14 protein-coding genes and 1 other RNA gene are annotated in these 17,983 nt (G+C 41.0%); 6 read left to right on the top strand and 9 right to left on the bottom strand.

Going from position 1 to position 17,983, the window contains the following annotated elements; all coding sequences use genetic code 11:
• Nucleotides 1–1,207 precede the first annotated feature (1,207 nt).
• Nucleotides 1,208–1,573, bottom strand: a transfer-messenger RNA (tmRNA) gene (gene ssrA / locus BBW65_RS01425).
• A 120-nt stretch (nucleotides 1,574–1,693) separates the two neighbouring features.
• Nucleotides 1,694–2,188 carry a peptidylprolyl isomerase gene (locus BBW65_RS01420; protein WP_066338723.1) on the bottom strand — a complete coding sequence of 165 codons (495 nt, stop codon included), beginning with the start codon at nucleotides 2,186–2,188 and terminating at the stop codon, nucleotides 1,694–1,696.
• Between the two features lie 98 nt (nucleotides 2,189–2,286).
• Here BBW65_RS01420 and BBW65_RS01415 point away from each other — a divergent pair, with 98 nt between their 5' ends.
• Nucleotides 2,287–3,243 (top strand): hypothetical protein, encoded by a 957-nt coding sequence (locus tag BBW65_RS01415; protein ID WP_199919451.1) that lies wholly within the window; start codon nucleotides 2,287–2,289, stop codon nucleotides 3,241–3,243.
• Nucleotides 3,233–4,510: a ComEC/Rec2 family competence protein gene (locus BBW65_RS01410; RefSeq protein WP_083985975.1), complete on the top strand. Its 1,278-nt coding sequence runs from the start codon at nucleotides 3,233–3,235 to the stop codon at nucleotides 4,508–4,510. Before BBW65_RS01415 ends, BBW65_RS01410 begins: the two co-directional genes overlap by 11 nt.
• Here the strand turns inward: BBW65_RS01410 and BBW65_RS01405 are convergent.
• From BBW65_RS01405 to BBW65_RS01395, 3 genes are read right to left on the bottom strand one after another with little or no spacing between them, the layout of a single operon-like run.
• The gene (locus tag BBW65_RS01405; protein WP_199919450.1) at nucleotides 4,493–5,635 is read right to left on the bottom strand and encodes a hypothetical protein; all 1,143 of its coding nucleotides are present in this window, start codon (nucleotides 5,633–5,635) and stop codon (nucleotides 4,493–4,495) included. The two genes, BBW65_RS01410 and BBW65_RS01405, sit on opposite strands and share 18 nt — an antisense overlap.
• Before the next feature lie 40 nt (nucleotides 5,636–5,675).
• Entirely contained in the window at nucleotides 5,676–7,355 is a 1,680-nt protein-coding gene (gene uvrC / locus BBW65_RS01400) for an excinuclease ABC subunit UvrC (protein WP_066338716.1), read from the bottom strand.
• The gene (locus tag BBW65_RS01395) at nucleotides 7,352–7,804 is read right to left on the bottom strand and encodes a hypothetical protein (protein ID WP_199919449.1); all 453 of its coding nucleotides are present in this window, start codon (nucleotides 7,802–7,804) and stop codon (nucleotides 7,352–7,354) included. The genes uvrC and BBW65_RS01395 overlap by 4 nt, the downstream gene beginning before the upstream one ends.
• A gap of 167 nt (nucleotides 7,805–7,971) precedes the next feature.
• On the opposite strand from BBW65_RS01395, the gene BBW65_RS01390 reads away from it, so the two are divergent.
• The 3 genes from BBW65_RS01390 (at nucleotide 7,972) to BBW65_RS07775 (ending at nucleotide 11,400) form a co-directional block, all read left to right on the top strand.
• Nucleotides 7,972–9,429, top strand: a complete 1,458-nt coding sequence (locus tag BBW65_RS01390) for an L-aspartate oxidase (RefSeq protein ID WP_066338709.1) — start codon at nucleotides 7,972–7,974, stop codon at nucleotides 9,427–9,429.
• A 76-nt stretch (nucleotides 9,430–9,505) separates the two neighbouring features.
• On the top strand, nucleotides 9,506–11,074 hold the full coding sequence (gene guaA, locus BBW65_RS01385) for a glutamine-hydrolyzing GMP synthase (protein WP_066338706.1): 1,569 nt from the start codon (nucleotides 9,506–9,508) through the stop codon (nucleotides 11,072–11,074).
• Nucleotides 11,075–11,178: 104 nt separating this feature from the next.
• Nucleotides 11,179–11,400, top strand: coding sequence for a prephenate dehydratase domain-containing protein (locus BBW65_RS07775; protein WP_083985973.1), 222 nt, complete (start codon nucleotides 11,179–11,181; stop codon nucleotides 11,398–11,400).
• Nucleotides 11,401–11,477: 77 nt separating this feature from the next.
• On the opposite strand, the gene BBW65_RS01380 is transcribed toward BBW65_RS07775, so the two are convergent.
• Together BBW65_RS01380 and BBW65_RS08075 are read right to left on the bottom strand one after the other, a co-directional pair.
• Entirely contained in the window at nucleotides 11,478–14,513 is a 3,036-nt protein-coding gene (locus tag BBW65_RS01380) for an FAD-binding and (Fe-S)-binding domain-containing protein (RefSeq protein WP_066338705.1), read from the bottom strand.
• A gap of 162 nt (nucleotides 14,514–14,675) precedes the next feature.
• A complete protein-coding gene (locus tag BBW65_RS08075; RefSeq protein ID WP_267886404.1) occupies nucleotides 14,676–14,801 on the bottom strand; it encodes a hypothetical protein in 126 nt (41 codons plus the stop codon).
• A gap of 33 nt (nucleotides 14,802–14,834) precedes the next feature.
• Between BBW65_RS08075 and BBW65_RS01375 the strand changes: the two genes are divergently transcribed.
• Nucleotides 14,835–15,911, top strand: a complete 1,077-nt coding sequence (locus BBW65_RS01375) for a tyrosine-type recombinase/integrase (protein ID WP_066338702.1) — start codon at nucleotides 14,835–14,837, stop codon at nucleotides 15,909–15,911.
• On the opposite strand, the gene BBW65_RS01370 is transcribed toward BBW65_RS01375, so the two are convergent.
• Nucleotides 15,889–17,193 carry an MFS transporter gene (locus BBW65_RS01370; protein WP_066338700.1) on the bottom strand — a complete coding sequence of 435 codons (1,305 nt, stop codon included), beginning with the start codon at nucleotides 17,191–17,193 and terminating at the stop codon, nucleotides 15,889–15,891. The genes BBW65_RS01375 and BBW65_RS01370 overlap by 23 nt on opposite strands.
• Nucleotides 17,183–17,983 (bottom strand): TerB family tellurite resistance protein, encoded by an 801-nt coding sequence (locus BBW65_RS01365; RefSeq protein ID WP_066338695.1) that lies wholly within the window; start codon nucleotides 17,981–17,983, stop codon nucleotides 17,183–17,185. Before BBW65_RS01365 ends, BBW65_RS01370 begins: the two co-directional genes overlap by 11 nt.

The following is a 17,983-nucleotide window of genomic DNA, read 5'->3' as shown; positions in this document are numbered from 1 at the left end:
CAATTATAAACCCTCACTATTTCAATATAAGCACAAACAACTGCTAACCAAACCAACCTTTGTAGAACCAAAAAAGATTCCAAGTCAATGTAATCTTGAACGAGCCTTGCTAATGCAATGCTAGGGTTATGGGGGTTGTTAAGGGGGATAAGGGGAACGCTTGCTATAAGTTCCCCTTGCCCCCCTTAAGAGAGAATCCAAGCCGTGCTTGAAAAAGTAGCAAATGTGCTTTTGCCAAAGCAAAGCTCAAAAGAAAGTTTCAAGCTAAACGCACAAAAAATCAAAAAGCGTGGTTTTTGTCAAAGCAACTCAAAGAAAGAGAATCCTAAGAGATTCTAGAAACACCAAAAAGAAGTATGAGGGAACAAGCAATGCAAAAACTGCGTAAGAAAATTTACAAGGGGGGAGAGACACTGGGAATAATCCCAAACTCAATCTAACCTCCGTTTATGGACTTACTTCCTTGTATATTTTTGCTGTGTTGAAGAATCAATCAAAACTTTGGCTAGATTGAGTATAATGCCTCTTGTTAAAATTATGATAATTGAGCTAGAAGCTCAAGAATGGCTTCCACTAGCTCTAGCAAAGCTAGCAGAAGCTTTATGATGAGAATAAACATATTCATCACCACCACCTCCTTTCACAAGGAAGCGTCCTTCTCCAACACAGATATGATTATACAAAATCAAAACTTCAAAACCCTCACCACTTCAATATAAGCACAAACAACTGCTAACCAAACCAACCTTGTAGAACCAAAAAGGATTCCAAGTCAATGTAATCTTGAACGAGCCTTGCTAATGCAATGCTGGGGTTATGGGGGTTGTTAAGGGGGATAAGGGGAACGCTTGCTTTAAGTTCCCCTTGATCCCCTTAAGAGAAATCCTAGGGGATTCTAGAATTGTATAAAGGGTGCTTTGCTCAAGCCAACTTAAAAAGAGAGAATCCAAGCCAACCTTTGAAACATCACAAAGTCACCCCTTCCCCCAAGGTAACTCAAAGAAAGAGAATCCCAAGAGATTTTAGAATCACCAAAAGAACAGAGCTCCACAAGCCAACTTCAAAAGAAAAAATCCAAGCCAAGCTTGAAATACCAAAATCCGTGCCTTCACAAAACATCATTGACTTGTAGTTTCTTGCGATTGGATTTTTGCATTGAGATTAGTTTGAGTAGTCATGTGTTTGGGTGATTTTAGATTCTGATAAATGGTGGAGCTGTGGGGGATCGAACCCCAGTCCAAAAGCCAAACCCACTTGAACTTCTACACGCTTAGACAGGGTTGTGTGTCTTGGATATAGAGCCACAACCCCCAAAACTCTCTATATTGCAGTCTATTGTCTTAGTTTGTACCCCTAGACTTGGCACAAAAGCAACTAGCAGGTATGACGACTAGAAGAGTTGGCTAGTATGGCTCAACTAATCGGCTCCGAAGAGTTGTGAGACTTACGCTGCTGCGTAAGCTGGAGCAAAATTTTTGTTGTTTGCGTTTAATTTTAAACTTGGCAGGATTACGGAATGCCATCCGGCGTGCTATTCAAGCTATCTAGCTCCTGTCGAAGCCAAATCAGCCCCAAATGTTGTAAAGGTGAGATTATAGCAAAACAAAGTTGATAGCCTTTGGTTGTCCTAGCGTTTTTGTAATGAAAAGAATCAAGGCAAAACACTCCACAAGGGTGGAGTAGGGGAGATGGATCAGGCGTTGGGGTTGGAGGAATGGATACAAATCTCGATGATTGTGTCGTCTTGCTTGATTTGATTTAACACCTTCAAACTCTCTTCATCTTGGATTTGCCCAAAAATCGTATGCACCCCATCCAAATGCGGCTGTGGAGCGAAACAGATGAAAAACTGACTGCCACCTGTATCTTTGCCTGCGTGTGCCATAGAGAGTGTGCCTTTGATGTGTTTATGTGGGTTATCTTGTGTTTCACATTTGATATTGTATCCCGGACCACCGCAACCATTGCCAATCGGACAGCCTCCCTGTGCGACAAAGTTTGGTATCACGCGATGAAAAGTCAATCCATTATAGAAGCCCTCTTGAGCCAAAGTGGCAAAGTTGCACACATTTTGTGGTGCGTCTTGGGGAAACAGCTCAAGCACAATCGTTCCTTTGTCTGTTTGAATACTTGCATAAGCAAAACTTGCTAACTCTTCTTGAGTGGGGGTGTAGGTTTTGAGTGCCATTTTTTATCCTTAATTTTGTAGTATTGGTTTATAAAGTTTCGGATTTTACCGATATTTTGGAAATCACTTAATTGTTTAACCAAAAAACAAGGAAACAAATGAGAAATCTGTCGGTCATGTGCGTATTTTTTGCTTTTCTTTATGCTTCGGAAGCTCCCAAAATACATAAAATGCGTGAATTGAATCATCAAGAGATTCGAGTATTGAAAGAATCGCAAACAACACAACAGGGCTCTGCCGACAAAAAACCCCAAAAAATTATCAGAGGCTCTACACATCTGCAAGAAAGTCAAGGGAAATCTCCTTATGAAGGGATGGATAATCGCCCCAAAGACACAACTAGACAAATCCAAGAAGAATATGTGCAGAATCAAAGTTGGCTATATGGAACTTCAGTGATTACGACTATTTTTTTGGATGGGAGTATCAAAAGAAGCTATGGCATTTTGCTAAGAGATGGGATATTTTTGACTTCAGCCAATATGGTTTATAGCGAAGAAATCTATGCACGGGCTAGTTATGCGATGATGCAAGATGATAGCTCGATCCCTTTTGTGTGTGTGGCACAGCTATCTATCAAGGCACTTGACTTGCAGAGAGGACTTGCGATTTTGGAAACTTCCGCTTATACGGACACTTATTGCAACCCCCGCCCAAAAAGCTATTACCACGATCGCCTTTATTCCAAATATTGGATTGATGTGTTTGATAATGTCCTAACACCTCAAGGGGTGGTTTATTCCCCCACAATCAGTGAGCTTAATTCTTTTATGTCCAAACGCACGATTGTAGAAAACGAGGATTTGAACAAACTCACCATGCTTGAAACCAACGACTTTAAGGGATATAAGTATTCTTATGGCAAGGGGTTTTATACACGCGATGGCAAACTTATCGGCATTTTGGCTTCAGATCTCAATGGGGGTCCGAAGTTTGTTCAAGCTGACGATATTGCACATTTTATGTGTGAGCTACAAGATAAGAAAATTTTACAAAAAGACTATTTGACTCCTCTGTGTGCAAACCTCAAAGAACATCAGCATAGTGAATCATAACACCCAGCCATTGTTGGATACGCCAAAAGAGTGGGGTGGCTTTGGTTTGATTCTGTTGTGCGTGGCACTGCTCTTTTGGGGGATGAGATACACGCAATATCAATCTTATATCACGCAAGATAAGCAGACTATCAGTGCTTTGGTATTGGCACAATATCCCAAAAAGGATTATTGGGTTTTGAAGCTCAAAACAGACAGTTCTCAAATCCTCTACACCACAAGCAAAGAACATCTCAAAAACCTCCAAAACCGCCATATCACAATCTTTGGAAAACCTACCAAATGTAGCTTCATCCAGTCGCTCAAAAGTTGCTTTTTTGTCACTTTTTCCATTACCCTTGAGCCACAAGGATCAAGCGTGCGTCATTATTTGTCGAGCTGGATTGCATCACAACATCAAGAGGCGATTTATGCTGAGTTGTATGAGACACTTTTTTTGGCATTCCATTTGCCCAAAGAGTGGAGGGATTTGGCTTCAAAGTTGCAGATCTCTCATCTCATTGCAATCAGTGGTTTGCATTTGGGGATTTTGCTTGGGGTGTTTGTTGGGATCGTGGGGGTGCCGTATCGATTTTTGCAACAAAGGTATTTCACATATCGGCATCGGCATTTTGATTTGTCTTTTTTGGGTTTGTTGCTATTGCTGGGGTATTTGGTTGTGATTGATTTCCAGCCCTCTTTTTTGAGGGCGTTTGCGATGAGTGCCTTGGCTATTTTTCTGCTGTATTACAATCTGCGTATCTTGGAATATAGGTTTTTGTTTGTGTGTATGGCAATCCTTTTGGCGTTGTTCCCCTTTTTGGCTGTGAGCATTGGGTTTTGGTTTTCTTGTGCGGGTGTGTTTTTGATTATAGGCATTGTGAGATATTTCCATCTCAATCGCTTGGGCAAATTGGCACAAATCGTGATTTATGTGCTGTTTTTCAATGCCTATCTGTTTCTCTCAATGCTTCCTTTGAGCTTGTTTGTCTTTCCGATATTTTCACCTTGGAGCATTTTGAGCATTCCTCTTAGTATTGTTTTTCCTGCATTTTTTGTTTTGGCGTTGTTTTTGCATATTTTGGGCATTGGCGGGGTGCTAGATTGGGGGCTAGAGTGGATGTATCAAATCGTTCTTGATGGAAGTGGCGTTGAGCTCCCTGATTGGATATTTGGAATCTATTTGATTTGCTTTTTTGCTTCTATACGCTTTGCTGTAGCCTTTTGGGCGTTGCCCGGTTTGGGCTTGGCTCTATGGCTGTATTTGAGTTTAGAAAAGCTGTCGTAAAAGCTTCTCTGTGTCTAGACTAAGGGTGATCATTTGTTGATGGGCGAAGTGCTTTTGTGTGGTGTGAAAAATCACACTGCATTTGAGGTTGAGATAGGAGTTTTGGTATTGATAATAAAGCTCTGATCGATTATAAAGTGAGGATTGATAAAAAGGAAGACCGCTATATCCTGCATTTTTGAGATCATCCCCATATTGAGAGAAAAACTTCATATGAGAATCACCCACATACAGAGAATTGCCAAATCCAAAACCTTGGTATTGGATCTGAAATCCAAGTTCCCCGCCAATCCTGTGATCAAATGGCTCGATCCCTTTATCCAAAAATCTCTTGCGTTCCAAGGAAGCTAGAAGTGAGAGTTGCAGTGAGAGCTGATCAAAACTAGGGGCGAGTGAGGACAAATCACTCCCTATGCGGGCTTCATAGTAGATCCTATCCAAAAGATAGGCACTCTCATAGATGGTGGGGTTGAGTATCTCATCGTTTTTGATATGAAACACTAGAGATGACGCACCAATAAACAGCAACCTATCATAGAAGTTGCTTTGCCAAAAGCCCTCTAGCATAAACTCATCAATACGCTTGATGAGTTTGCCTCCATACCAATTCAAAATCAATTCCACATCAGTGCCATTGTCCGCAGAGTGATATTGAAACATCGTGCCATTGAAGTTTGAATGGTAGAAATCATAATCTTCACGCCAATACAGAAGGGGGTATTTGCCTATTTGGTATTTTTTGGGAAATGCACCTAGATATGCAGAAAAATCCGCACTATCAAAGCTATAGTAGAGTGTCATACCTCCATTTTGAGGGACTTGTTCCCCCATATCAAGGATGAAATACCCTCCAAGCTTGATTGTTTGATTATCAAAAGCCAAGCCCACTTCTGGAGAGAGTTTTGCAGATAGCAGGGTGCGTGTAGCCCAATAAGGATCTGAATCCTCTAGATTGTCAAACAAAAATCCAAAATCTACATCATAAATCCAATGAGCCTTTGGGGCTAGGGAGTCTCCTAGAGCCTGATTGCTAGTAGGGGAGGGGGCAGAAGTGGAGGCAGGAGATTCTCCATACAGAAATATCAAGAACAAAAAACATTGAAGTTTGAAGAATCTGCACATCATTGCTTCCTCAAAATGTAGGGATTTTTGCAGTGATTATAGCTTAAAGCTTTGGGATGAAGCTCTGAAGTTTTTTCTTGCGATGAAAATTGATTGCGAAACGATGTGCCTCATCTCTTAGCTTTTGGCAAAACTGCAATCGCTTATCGCTTGGAAGCAAAGCGAAGCTTTTGCACTGGGTGTCGATGTAAGCACGCAAGATGTCTTTTGCCCTCCCTTTGGCACGATGTGCTTTGGCATCAAGTTTTTCTTTGGCAATCGCGACTATATCGATATGCACTCCTGCACTCTCCAAGACTTCTTGTGCGATATGGATTTGTGCGACCCCTCCATCAAGGAGCCACAAATCTGGAGGAGAGGAACGCTCAAAATCTTTGGCACGACGCGTGAGCATCTCACGCATTTGGGAAGACTCATCGCTTCCTTCTAGCATATAATGGCGATAGGCACTTTTGAGGAATCTCCCATCTTCATAGACGATCATCGCTCCGACATTGTGAGCTCCATTGTGATGACTTGTGTCAAAAACCTCGATTTTGTGTGGCAATGCAGTCAGTTCGCACAAATCTTTGAGCGCTTCTTTGATAGGGGATTCTTCATCTTGGATTTTTAATTGTTCTTGGGCATTTTCTTTGGCAAGTTGTAGAAGCTGTGCTTTGATGCCTTTTTGTGGAAAAACAATATCGATTTTTTGGCTCTCTTTGAGCCATTGTTGGCACTCTGACAATCCATCTGATAGATGTTTGGGCAGAAGTAGCGTTTGTGGGGGTAGGGGGAGATTTTTTTGGTAATGATTGATGATGGCTTGTTGGTAGATGGTTGTTTCATCTTCGAGAGAGAGGAGTGGGTATTGCAGAGAAAACCTCTCATAATCACTTGCGATGATTTTTCCATTACGCATATAGAGCTTGAGCAATACCGCCCTTCTAGCCTCATGCATAAGATAGAAAATATCCCATTGTGCATTTTTTTGGTGCAAATCAATCGGGGTTTGAATCTCTAGGGTGCTAATTTTTGCAATCCTATCCCTCAAAATCAAAGCCCTTTCAAACCTCTCTTGTGAAGCTAGTGTCTGCATTTTTTCCTCTAGTTGCTTGATGAGGGTGCGTTTGTCTTTGAGATAAGCGATGGCTTGTTGGACAAAAATGGCATATTCACTAGGGGTGATTTTGTTTTCGCACGGGGCTTTGCAACGATTGATTTGGAAAAACAGACAGGCTTTTTTTTCTTTGGGGCAACTGCTTTTTTGCACAAGTGGGAGGAGCTCATAAAGGCTTTGGAGAATATCTCTTGCACCTTGAGTGAAGGGTCCGAAATATTCTAGTTGTTTTTGGGTGCGTTTGATTCTTGTGATTTGAGGACGGGGGAATGGCTGACTTAAATCAAAGAAAATATAAGGATAGGTTTTGTCATCTCGGAGCAAAATGTTGTAACGCGGCTTGAGTTGTTTGATGAGAGAGTTTTCCAAAATCAAGGCGTCTGTTTGGTTATCAACGATGATGATTTTGATCGTTTCGATTTTTAGCACCATATTGTAGATCCTTGGACTTAATTGCTTGTTGGGTGTGCCATCGCTGATACGGAAATAACTCCTGATGCGGTTAAAGAGGTTTTTGGCTTTGCCTATGTAGAGCAAATGCCCTTTGTGGTCGTAGTATTGATAGATGCCACTTTTTTTGGGTAGATTTTTGAGTGTGGCGGTGAGATGGGGTTTGGGATTCATTGATGTTTGTTTCTGATGATGGTGGCACGGATTTCTTCAAACAAATCAAAAAGCTTGGGGTTGCTGGAGTGATTGATAAAATCGCCATTGGCACGCTCTACATAGGGTTGCAAAAACAACACTTCTGTCTGTTCGCTCAAAATCGCATAATTCTTGGGGGCTTTGAAATATTTGGAGCCTTGATCGTCTTGATGAAGGCGTTTGTGAGGGATGTATCCTTGCACTTTTTGTATTTGGCTTAGGCTTGACAAATGCTCTTTGAGGGGAAAAAGAGCGTTTAGAATGTCTTTTGCTTTGTAAGTGTTGAATTCGGGTATATAATTCGGATTTTTGAGTGCAAACAAAAGTGTTGTGCCTTTTTTGCATACAAAATCAATCTGTTTTTGTAGCTCAAGTGGCAAAGAATGACGCAGTTTTTGAATCTCATCAAGCTCTTGCAAGCGTGGCAAAGAATTTCTGATCTGGGAGATAATGCAATGAGAAGTTTTCATTGGATGATTTTAGCATATTGTTGTTTGTTTTTGTATGCCTGTGGATACAAGACACTTCCTAAGTGGGAGCAAGACACAGAGCAAAACACACATATCGAGAAATAAGAGGGGTTGTGTCCTAATAAATGGAAAAATATGATGTCATTATCATAGGTTCTGGTGTTGCTGGGTTGTATTGTGCGATCCATTTGCCCCAAACGCTCAAAGTGCTAGTCGTGTGCAAAGATGAGCCTAATGTTTGCAACACCTTTTATGCTCAAGGCGGCATCAGTGTCGCACTGGATCAAAACGATGTTCAAGCCCATATTGAGGACACTTTGAAAGCAGGACTAGCGATGAATTGCCCCCAAGCTCTCCAAATCCTAAGCCAAGAGAGCCTCAATGTCACGCAAGATCTTGCAGAGTTGGGATTGCTGGTTGATAGGGATTCTGCAGGAAAGATACTCTACACAAGAGAGGGGGGACATCAAAAAGCAAGGATTATTCATTTCGGGGGCGATGGGACGGGCAAAATCCTGCATTCTTTTTTGTTGCAAAAACTCAAACACCCCATACGCAAACACACCAATGTGCTAGATTTGCTATTTGAGGCAAATCAATGTGTCGGAGTGGTGCTAGAGAGTGGGGGAGAGGTCTCTCAAGTCTATGGCAAACACATTGTTCTAGCAAGTGGGGGGATTGGCGATTTGTATCAATACCATACCAATGCACACACTTTGGGTGGGGAAATGCACGGGGTGATGTTGGAGCATCATTTCAAGCTACAAGATATGGAGATGACGCAATTCCACCCAAGTGTTTTCACTCAAGCACAAGGTGCTAGGAAGCCACTCATTAGTGAAGCGGTGAGAGGGGAGGGGGGAATGATCGTTGATCGAGATGGTTTGCGTTTTTTGCTCGAATATGATTCTAGGGGTGAGTTAGCACCAAGAGATGTGGTCTCAAGGGCGATTTTTGATTATTGTTTGAAGCGACAGATGCAAGAGGTGTTTTTGGATTTGTCGGCTTTTGGAGAGAGGGAGTTTCAAGGGCGTTTCCCAAATATCTACAAAGTCTTGAAATCTTATGGATTCAATCCACCGCAAGATCGGATCCCGATTTTTCCTGCTTTTCATTATTGTATGGGGGGAATCAAAACTGATTTGCATTCTCGCGTGATTGGAGCAGAAAATCTCTACGCGATTGGAGAGTGCAGTCATATCGGTATCCACGGGGCTAATCGTTTGGCTTCCAACTCGTTGCTAGAGGGGTTTGTGTTTGGGAAAAGGGTCGCACAAATGATTGCAAATGCTAGAGATTGTGAGCATACGCCCAAATGCCTAACGCCAAAAAACTACTTGCTCCATCACGAAAATGATGAGGCTTACAAAAGAGCTCTCAAGCGATTGATGTGGGAAAAAGTCGGGATCGCACGCAGTGATGATGGACTGGCGATGGCTTTTGGGGAGATTGAGGGAATGTTGCAGAAACGATGTGGGCGTATGGTGTATTTGCGTCTATTGTGTGCTAGAGAGATAGTGTCTAGGGCAATGGAACGCAAAGAAAGCTTGGGGGCTCATTATCTTTTGGGGCAAAAATCTTAGAATCCAAAAAAGATAAGCAAAAAAACAGAGAGGACAAACTACAATATACAAAATAATATTTCTACAAAGGGTTTAGATGAATTGTGTTGAAATTTTGGTGCTAGATTTTGGAAGTCAATACACGCAACTGATTGCAAGAAGATTGCGTGAAGTGGGGGTATATACAGAAATCGTTCCTTATTTTGAGAGTATTGAGACGATCAAAAACAAACAACCAAAAGGAATTGTTTTGAGCGGTGGTCCTGCAAGTGTGTATGAGGAGGGTGCCTACAGACCTGATAGGGCGATTTTTGAGCTAGGGATTCCTGTGCTTGGTATTTGTTATGGAATGCAATACATCGCAGATTTTTTTGGCGGAAGTGTTGTGCGTGCAGAGAGTCAAGAGTTTGGCAAAGCAGAACTCGAGCTGATCGAGCAAGGAGGGATTTTTGAAGGGGTTTGTGATAGAAGTATCGTATGGATGAGCCACGCTGACAAAGTTGAAAAAATCCCTGATGGATTCAAAGAGTTGGCAAAAAGCGGCAACACTCATTATTGTGCGATTGCAAACCCTGAGAAACAAATCTATGCCCTGCAGTTTCATCCAGAAGTTGTCCATAGCGAGTGTGGTGGGTTGATACTCAAAAATTTTGCACTTGATATTTGTAAATGCCAAAATCATTGGAATATGCACAATTTCGCTCAAACTGAGATAGCAAAACTGCGAGAAATTGTTTGGGGTGCAAACAAAGAGAGTAGGGGAGCCAAAGTCCTGTGTGCCGTGAGTGGAGGAGTGGATAGCTCCGTTGTGGCGACCTTGCTTTATCGTGCGATTGGGGAAAATCTCATCCCTGTGTTTGTCGATCACGGACTTTTGAGAGCAGGGGAGAGGGAGGCTGTAGAGGCGATGTTTGAAGAGCATTTGAAGGTGCCATTGATCACCATCGATGCCAAAGAGGTGTTTCTCAACAAACTTAGGGGGGTGAGAGATCCTGAAATGAAGCGTAAAATCATCGGCGAAACTTTTATTGAGGTTTTTGAAGCGGAAGCCAAAAAACACAATGCACAAGGAGAGATCAAGTTTTTGGCTCAAGGCACACTTTATCCCGATGTGATCGAATCAGTGAGTATCAAAGGTCCTAGCCAAACAATCAAGAGTCATCATAATGTGGGAGGATTGCCCGATTGGATGAAGTTTGAGCTGATTGAGCCATTGCGTGAGCTTTTTAAAGATGAGGTGAGGGCTCTGGGTGCTGAGCTTGGGATGCCCAAAGAAATGCTAATGCGTCATCCTTTCCCCGGTCCCGGACTTGCCATCCGCATAATGGGAGATGTCAATGAGGAAGATTTGCAACTTTTGAAAAAAGCTGATGCGATCTTTTTGGAGGAACTGCACGCGAGTGGATATTACGATAAGGTGTGGCAGGCGTTTTGTGTATTGCTCAATGTGCGTAGCGTGGGCGTGATGGGGGATAATAGAACTTATGACAATACGATATGTGTGCGTGCAGTAGAGGCAATCGATGGGATGACAGCGACTTTTGCACATCTGCCCCATAACCTCCTAGAACGCATTTCCAATCGTATCATCAATGAAGTAGAGGGGATCAATCGCGTAGTGTATGACATCACAAGCAAACCACCCGGCACGATTGAGTGGGAGTGATAGGCAAACGAAAAATAATATCTTTTTTGGAAATTGCCACATCAAACGACTTGGCACAGATTTGGGCAGTGGGGTAGGGGGATTTTAAAATATCATAGAGGTAAATACAATGGATACCCGTTGATTCTACGGCTAAGGCTGCACAATTAGCTTCCAAAGAAAAGCATACCGCCACGATTTGCTCAAAGATTGCAGCACAAATTTACAATCTCCCCATAATGTTTCAAAATTTTGAAGGGCACAAAGATGATGCAAATGTCCAAGCATTATTCAAAAAGAGAGGTGCAGAGTTGAAATGGTTAGGAAGTTATATAAGGGAGTTATGATGCTAGTTGATTGAATTTTAGATGTTTTATGAATCACCCAACCACTACAGATGGTTGGGATTTCTGTCTGCATTGTTTTAAACTCTATCTTTTATTTCTGCATTACTCACCCTATCTACAAGATAAATGAGATTTTGCCATATAATATTTGTATTATCATTTAGCCCAATCTCACAAGTGCTAGAACTAGAAAAGCCTAGTTGCAATTTCTGCTCTTTTGTCTTGCTATGTAATTCTCCCCCAAATGCTCTCTTGGATTCTAAAGTGGATTGATGTGCTAAAGCCTTATATGCTTTTTGCTTGTTTGCATAAAATTCGCTTAGCTCTCGTAGGGCTGAAGTATTTAATGCATTGCAATTAAAGCCCTTATTCCCTGCAAAGCCACAGCATTGCGTTTTAGTATGGATTATCACTTCGCCATTGGTGCAGGTTTTGGCAATAGATTCTAAACTTTTATCCCATTTGCCCTTCCTTGTAGAACACATTGCATAAAGGGCAATATTTTCATCTAAAGGCACAATAGCAAGGCGTGGTAAAAGAATAGATTCTACAAATTCAGGCATATCTAAGATTTGCAAATTAGAATCTAGCTCTTTTATATTGCTTTTTAATTCATAGCTACACGCACTATGATCGCATGTGATGTGGATTTGTTTCACTCCTTTGCTTTGTAAATCTTTCACACTACAATCTAATGCCCTATATGCTTCTTTACGCTTTTTATCTGCACTTTGTGGATAGTCTTTATATGCCTTGCCACAGCAAAGATTGCTTACATTTTGTGGATATACCACACTTACCCCTGCTTTTTTACACAAGGATTCAAAGACTTCCTGCAAAGGACGAGTATCTTTTAGACTAGATGAGGGGCTAAAGGCTCGGTTGATACAAGTGCTAAAATATATTACAGCAATTTGGTTAGATTTCCCATAGTCTTTAGAATCTAGCTTATAGTTATTTGCCAGAGGTAGTGATTTTGGGATATAGGGCATAAAAGTGAGTTTTTTACTTAGGGCATTAAGCGTATTTTTGCTTAAGACACTAAAGCCAAAGTTTGCCACATTTAACGCCCCTTTAGCAATGCTAAGTGTGGGTTTAAAATGATTGGCACTCTGTTTTGCTACAAAGCGTGAGAATACGCTCTTTGTCATAGGGTTTAGCTTTGAAGCAATGTTACCACTATCAATTTCTAATGGACAAGATAGGGAGCACATTGAACAAGTCGCACAAGTATCAATGCCAAAGTATTGGTAACCTTTTTGCAAGGCTTGTAATTCTGCTTGAAGTTGCCTCTTATTTGCTAAAGGAACTGCGCCTTGTTTTGCCAAGCTAGATTCTATAGGAGTGCTAGAATCTATGCTATGAAGCAAAGATTGCAATCTTGCAATTTCCTTTCTTACAGCTATCCTCTGTCTAGGCGTGAGGGTGAGTTCTCTACTTGGGCAGACTTTTTCGCAAAATCCACATTCCATACACTGATTGATAAAATCATCTACTTCACTGCTTTGTTTGAGATTATGCATGTGGATTTGTGGATTATCACTAATAATGACATCGGGGTTTATGAGATAATGCGGATCAAAAATCTCTTTTATCTTGCGATTTATAGCATATGCCTTTTTTCCCCACTCTTTTTCCACAAAGGGCGCTATCATGCGTCCTGTGCCATGCTCTGCCTTTGTGCTACCTTGCAAGGAAAGGACAGAATCTACCATTGCCTCCATAAACTCCCCAAATGCTCTGCTTTCTTGTGCATCATTGAGATTTGGTGTGATGATAAAATGCACATTCCCACTTAAAGCATGTCCAAAAATAATGCCCTCAAAATTAAATCTCGCAAAAAGCTTGGTGATGGATTGTATACCTTGTGCAAAAGTGCTAATAGGGAAGCAAATATCTTCAGTAATAACAATGCTTCCACTTGGGCGTTTTCCTGCAGCAAGGGGCAAAAGGGCTTTACGGATTTTCCACCAAGATTCCATTTGTGCTGCATCACTGCTAAAATGTGTCCCAAAGAGGCTTGGCACAGATTCTATTGCCTTGCTAATATGTGCAACTTTGGAATCTAGCTCTGCTTTTGTGCTAGATTCTAACTGCACCAAAATCGCACAAGCCCCACTTTCTATTTGCTCTAATTCATTAGGTGCAGAATCTAAATCTTTAGTTGAACGCAAAGAAGCATAATCCATAATTTCTGCTGCACTCACAAGGCTTTCATTATTTGCTAGAATCTCCACTGCCTTTGCCCCAATGCTTAAATCCTTATAAAATAGCAATGCACACGCCTTGTAAGCATAATCTTCTACGGATTCATATTCCACCTGCGAAACAAAGCCCAAAGTCCCCTCCGCACCTATGAAAATATGATTGATAATATCTTTTATATCACTAAAATCTAACAAGGTATTGATGCTATAACCTGTGGTATTTTTAATGGCAAATTTCCGTCTAATCAGTTTGCATAGCTCTTTGTCTTGTAGAATCTGCTCCCTTAATGCAAGAAGTGAATCTACTTTGTCTTTATGTTTTTGTAAAAAAGATTCTATATCCTGCCCCTTTTTGGCACTATTGCTTGTATCAAGGATGCTGCCATCATGGAGAATAAAACGCGCTGATTTTATAGTATTGTAACTATTTTGTTTTATCCCACAGCACATACCACTAGAGTTATTAGAGAAGATTCCACCAATCATTGCATTATTAATCGTTGCAGGATCTGGTCCTATCTTTTTGCCATAGGGTTTGAGTGCTTCATTTGCCTCTATACCAATCACTCCACAACCACAAGTAATGCTTGAGCCATCCTTTGAAACTGCAATATTCTGCCAAAACGCATTAGCTAAAACCAGCACAGAATCACTACACGCCTGCCCACTTAGGCTAGTCCCTGCAGCACGAAAAGTAAGTGGAGCATTGTATTTTTGACTAAGCCTAAAAAGTGTGATAATATCACTCTCATTTTTAGCCCTAACCACCACTTTTGGCACATACGTATAGCAAGATGCGTCAATCCCATAGGCAAAGCGACGGAGATAATCCACATAAACTCTATCTTTAAAATGTTCTTTTGCTTCAATGATAAAGCCCTCAAAATCTGACTTGTGTGTTTGCATTTTTGCTCCTTAAAATCAAAATTAAAAGCATATCTAAAGTTAAAAGGGATTGTTGTCAAAAAATAATTGAATGAGTTTGAAAATTATGGTTTTCATAACTAAAATATAAAAAACAAAAAAGAGAGACCTCAAGGCAAAGCCCCAAAGCCCCTCAAAAAAGTTTTATACTGCTCTTGTGATGGTTGCATTTGCTGCAAATGTCAAACCTTTTCCAAACAACAATCTCCATACGGCATTGACAACTAATAATTTAGCTTTTTCAAGCGTTGTAATTATACTAAAATTCATTTTTTGCACATAAGCTCAAAATTAGGAGAGTGGATGCGTTATCCTTTGGATCATAAGCAAAGCTTTGAAGAAACCTTGTTGTTTTGGTTGATACGCTTTTTGCGTTATAAGCTCACGACACTTTCAAACAAAAATGTAACAGACAAAGGACGCCTCACTCTCCTTGTGGGCAAACTACAAAAAGGCGTGAATACGATTCAAGAATTGGAGGAGATTTGCAAAGAAGCGCGTAATGTAGGTATGATTGGCATTGCAACTTATGCCAACCCCCTACTTCGCTTGTTTCCCTATCTAGTTAATATCGGTTTTGGAAGTATGAAAGAAATCGATGAGGAATGCTTGAGCGATTTTTTGGTGATCGAGGGCAGTGGTCTTAGTCCTGCGAGTAAAAAAAATTATAGAATCGCTATCATTGGGTTTTTTGGGTATATCGATAAACAAAATCAAGAAGCCGATAACACTTCTTATGTTTTTGACATTACGCTCAAAAATATTGGTGGCATACGGGGCAAAAGTGGGCAAAAGTTACCTGCATATATGAATGAAAAAGAACTAGAGATTTTTTTGCAAGCGATCGATGATTATCGGCAGTCAGATAAAGTGAGTGCTAGGAATTGCCTTGCAATCAAGCTAATCGTATATACCGGGGTGCGTGTGAGCGAGGCTCTCAATCTGCGTCTCAAAGATATTTTCCCAGAGAATGAAGTGTATTTGTTGCAGATTCGTGGGAAAGGAGACAAAATGCGTGTGGTGATGATCAAAAAAAAGCATATCCAAAATCTTTTGGAACAATGGCTTGAGCAACGCAAGATTTTGGGGCTTCAGGGAGAATATTTGTTTTGCAATCAAAAAGGCAAACCTATCACTCAAGCCTACCTTTATAAAATAGTCGATCAGATTCTTATGTATGCAGGGATCCACAAAGAAAAAATGGGGGCGCATATGTTACGTCATAGTTTTGCCACCCTACTCTATCAAAAGAAGCAAGATCTTGTGTTGGTGCAAGAGGCTTTGGGACATGCTGATCTCAACACGAGTAGGATCTATACGCATTTTGATCAGAAGCGTTTGCTTGAAGCGGCGAGTATTATGGATGATCTGAGCGAATGAATGATTTGCTGACAAACAAAGCGATTGATACAAGTGTGAGGATATATAGGCACAAACCAAATACTCCAAACCAATGCAATGTCCCAGAGGCAATGGCATAGTTGTGCAATGTAAAAACCAAAGGTGGGGTGATCCCTCCCGCAATAGCATAAATGATATTGTAAGAAAAAGAGAGACCCGAGAAAGCAAACTGGGGTTTAAACAATAGAGTCATTATGAGTGGGCTAAAAATCATAATCCCACAAAAAAAGCAAACCAAGCAATACGCAAACATAATCCAATTGTTTGGAATCATCAAGCCATAAAGTCCAACAAAGAACACCACCGAGCAGATTCCAAGTCCGATCGCAAACGACCTACAAGCTTTTGGTATCCCCCAAGAATCAGCACTTTTTCCAGCGATCACGCAGCCAAACATCAAAATAAAAATACCTATCATTTGCCAGTAAGATCTTGAAATAAAATCTAGATTCAAAATCTCTTGTATGAAGTTTGGCATCAACAAAATAAATATCAAAATACAACCTGTAAGGACTAGAGAAATCAGCATTGAAAACACAATGGGTTTTTTGGAAGAATACAGCATTGTCTGCAATGGAAATTTTTGCAACCTCCCCTCTTGACGCATTTGAACAAAAATGGGCGTTTCTTCCAAAAAGCGACGCAAAAAGATCGCAATAATGCCAAAAATACCACCGACAAAAAACGGAATCCTCCACGCCCAAGCCATCAATTCATCTTGAGTGAATAGATAATGAGTGATGAGGGCGATAATATTTCCTAGCAAAATACCCCCAACGATAGAAGCAGTCAAGACGCTCAAATACAATCCGATTTGCTTGGGAGGTGCGTGCTCTTTGACAAAAATCCACGCTCCGGGCACCTCTCCCCCAATAGCAATCCCCTGCATGAAGCGTATGCCAATCAGCAACAATGGGGCAAAAATACCAATCTGTTGATAGGTGGGAATGAGTGATAGCACAAAAGTCGGAATCACCATGAGAAACAAACCTAGCATAAACATTTTTTTGCGACCAAATTTGTCACCAAAATGTGCCATTACTATGCCACCTACCGGTCGTGCCAAATAACCCGACGCAAAGATAGCATAGGTGTTAAAGGTTTGCCAGAATATGTCTAACTCTGATGAAAAAAAAAGTTGAGAGATGAACCGCGTAAAAAAAATAAAAATAATGAAATCATAAAACTCAAGCATCCCCCCAAATGAGGAGAGGGCAAGGATCTTGAAATCTTTTTTGGAAAGTATTTTGTCAGTTGTCATTTTGGTGGGATTTTGACAAAAGCTCATAGGATTTTTGGATTTTACGCAAATGATCGAGACGCTCTGAGGCAGGGGAGCTTTGCGTCTCATCAAGAATGTTTTGCTTGGCTTTGGAAACGCATTCTTTGTAGCGTTGGGCAATCTCTTCTTGTCCCTCCCCTCCCTGTAGCTGCAAAATCTCTTTGGCTTCAGCTTCCCCTACTTCTACTTCATTTTGCTGACTAAACTCTTGATAGATTCGATTGAAATCCTCGTTGGCAATATCCAAAAACGACCCCACATCCAAAATCGCTTCTTGTGTTTTCTCATTGAGCACACCATCTGCAAACCCCATCGCAAAACAAAACTCTAGCACCTTAAGACGCTTCTTGTATTCTCCTTTTGTAAAATCTTGAAATCGTTGGCATAGGGTTTGGATGTCTGCATCATTTGTGCTTTCATCAAAAATCTGGCGATAATAAGCAAGAGTGTTTTCAGTCTTGTTTTTGGTATCTCCAAGCATATCTTCGCTGACTGCATAAGCCATTTGCTTTTCTAGCACGCACACTTCGCCATCAGCATTTGCCACATAGCCCAAAATCGCCATAATAGTCCCATATTCGCTTGATTGTAGTTTTTCAAATTCACTTTGTTCGATCGGTCTGACTTTTATTTCCATAATTGGCATCTCCCCCTCCCCTCTTCCATAGCGAAACAATCTATCATTGTCTTCATTTTGCAAATATTCAGTTAGCACATTGTAGAGGTAATACATTACACCAATTGCCACAATCATCAAAATCAATTCCAT

Source organism: Helicobacter enhydrae (assembly GCF_001693335.1).
GTDB lineage: Bacteria > Campylobacterota > Campylobacteria > Campylobacterales > Helicobacteraceae > Helicobacter_G > Helicobacter_G enhydrae.
The sequence above is the reverse complement of the archived record's forward strand: the minus strand, read 5'-3'. Positions and strand labels throughout refer to the sequence as shown.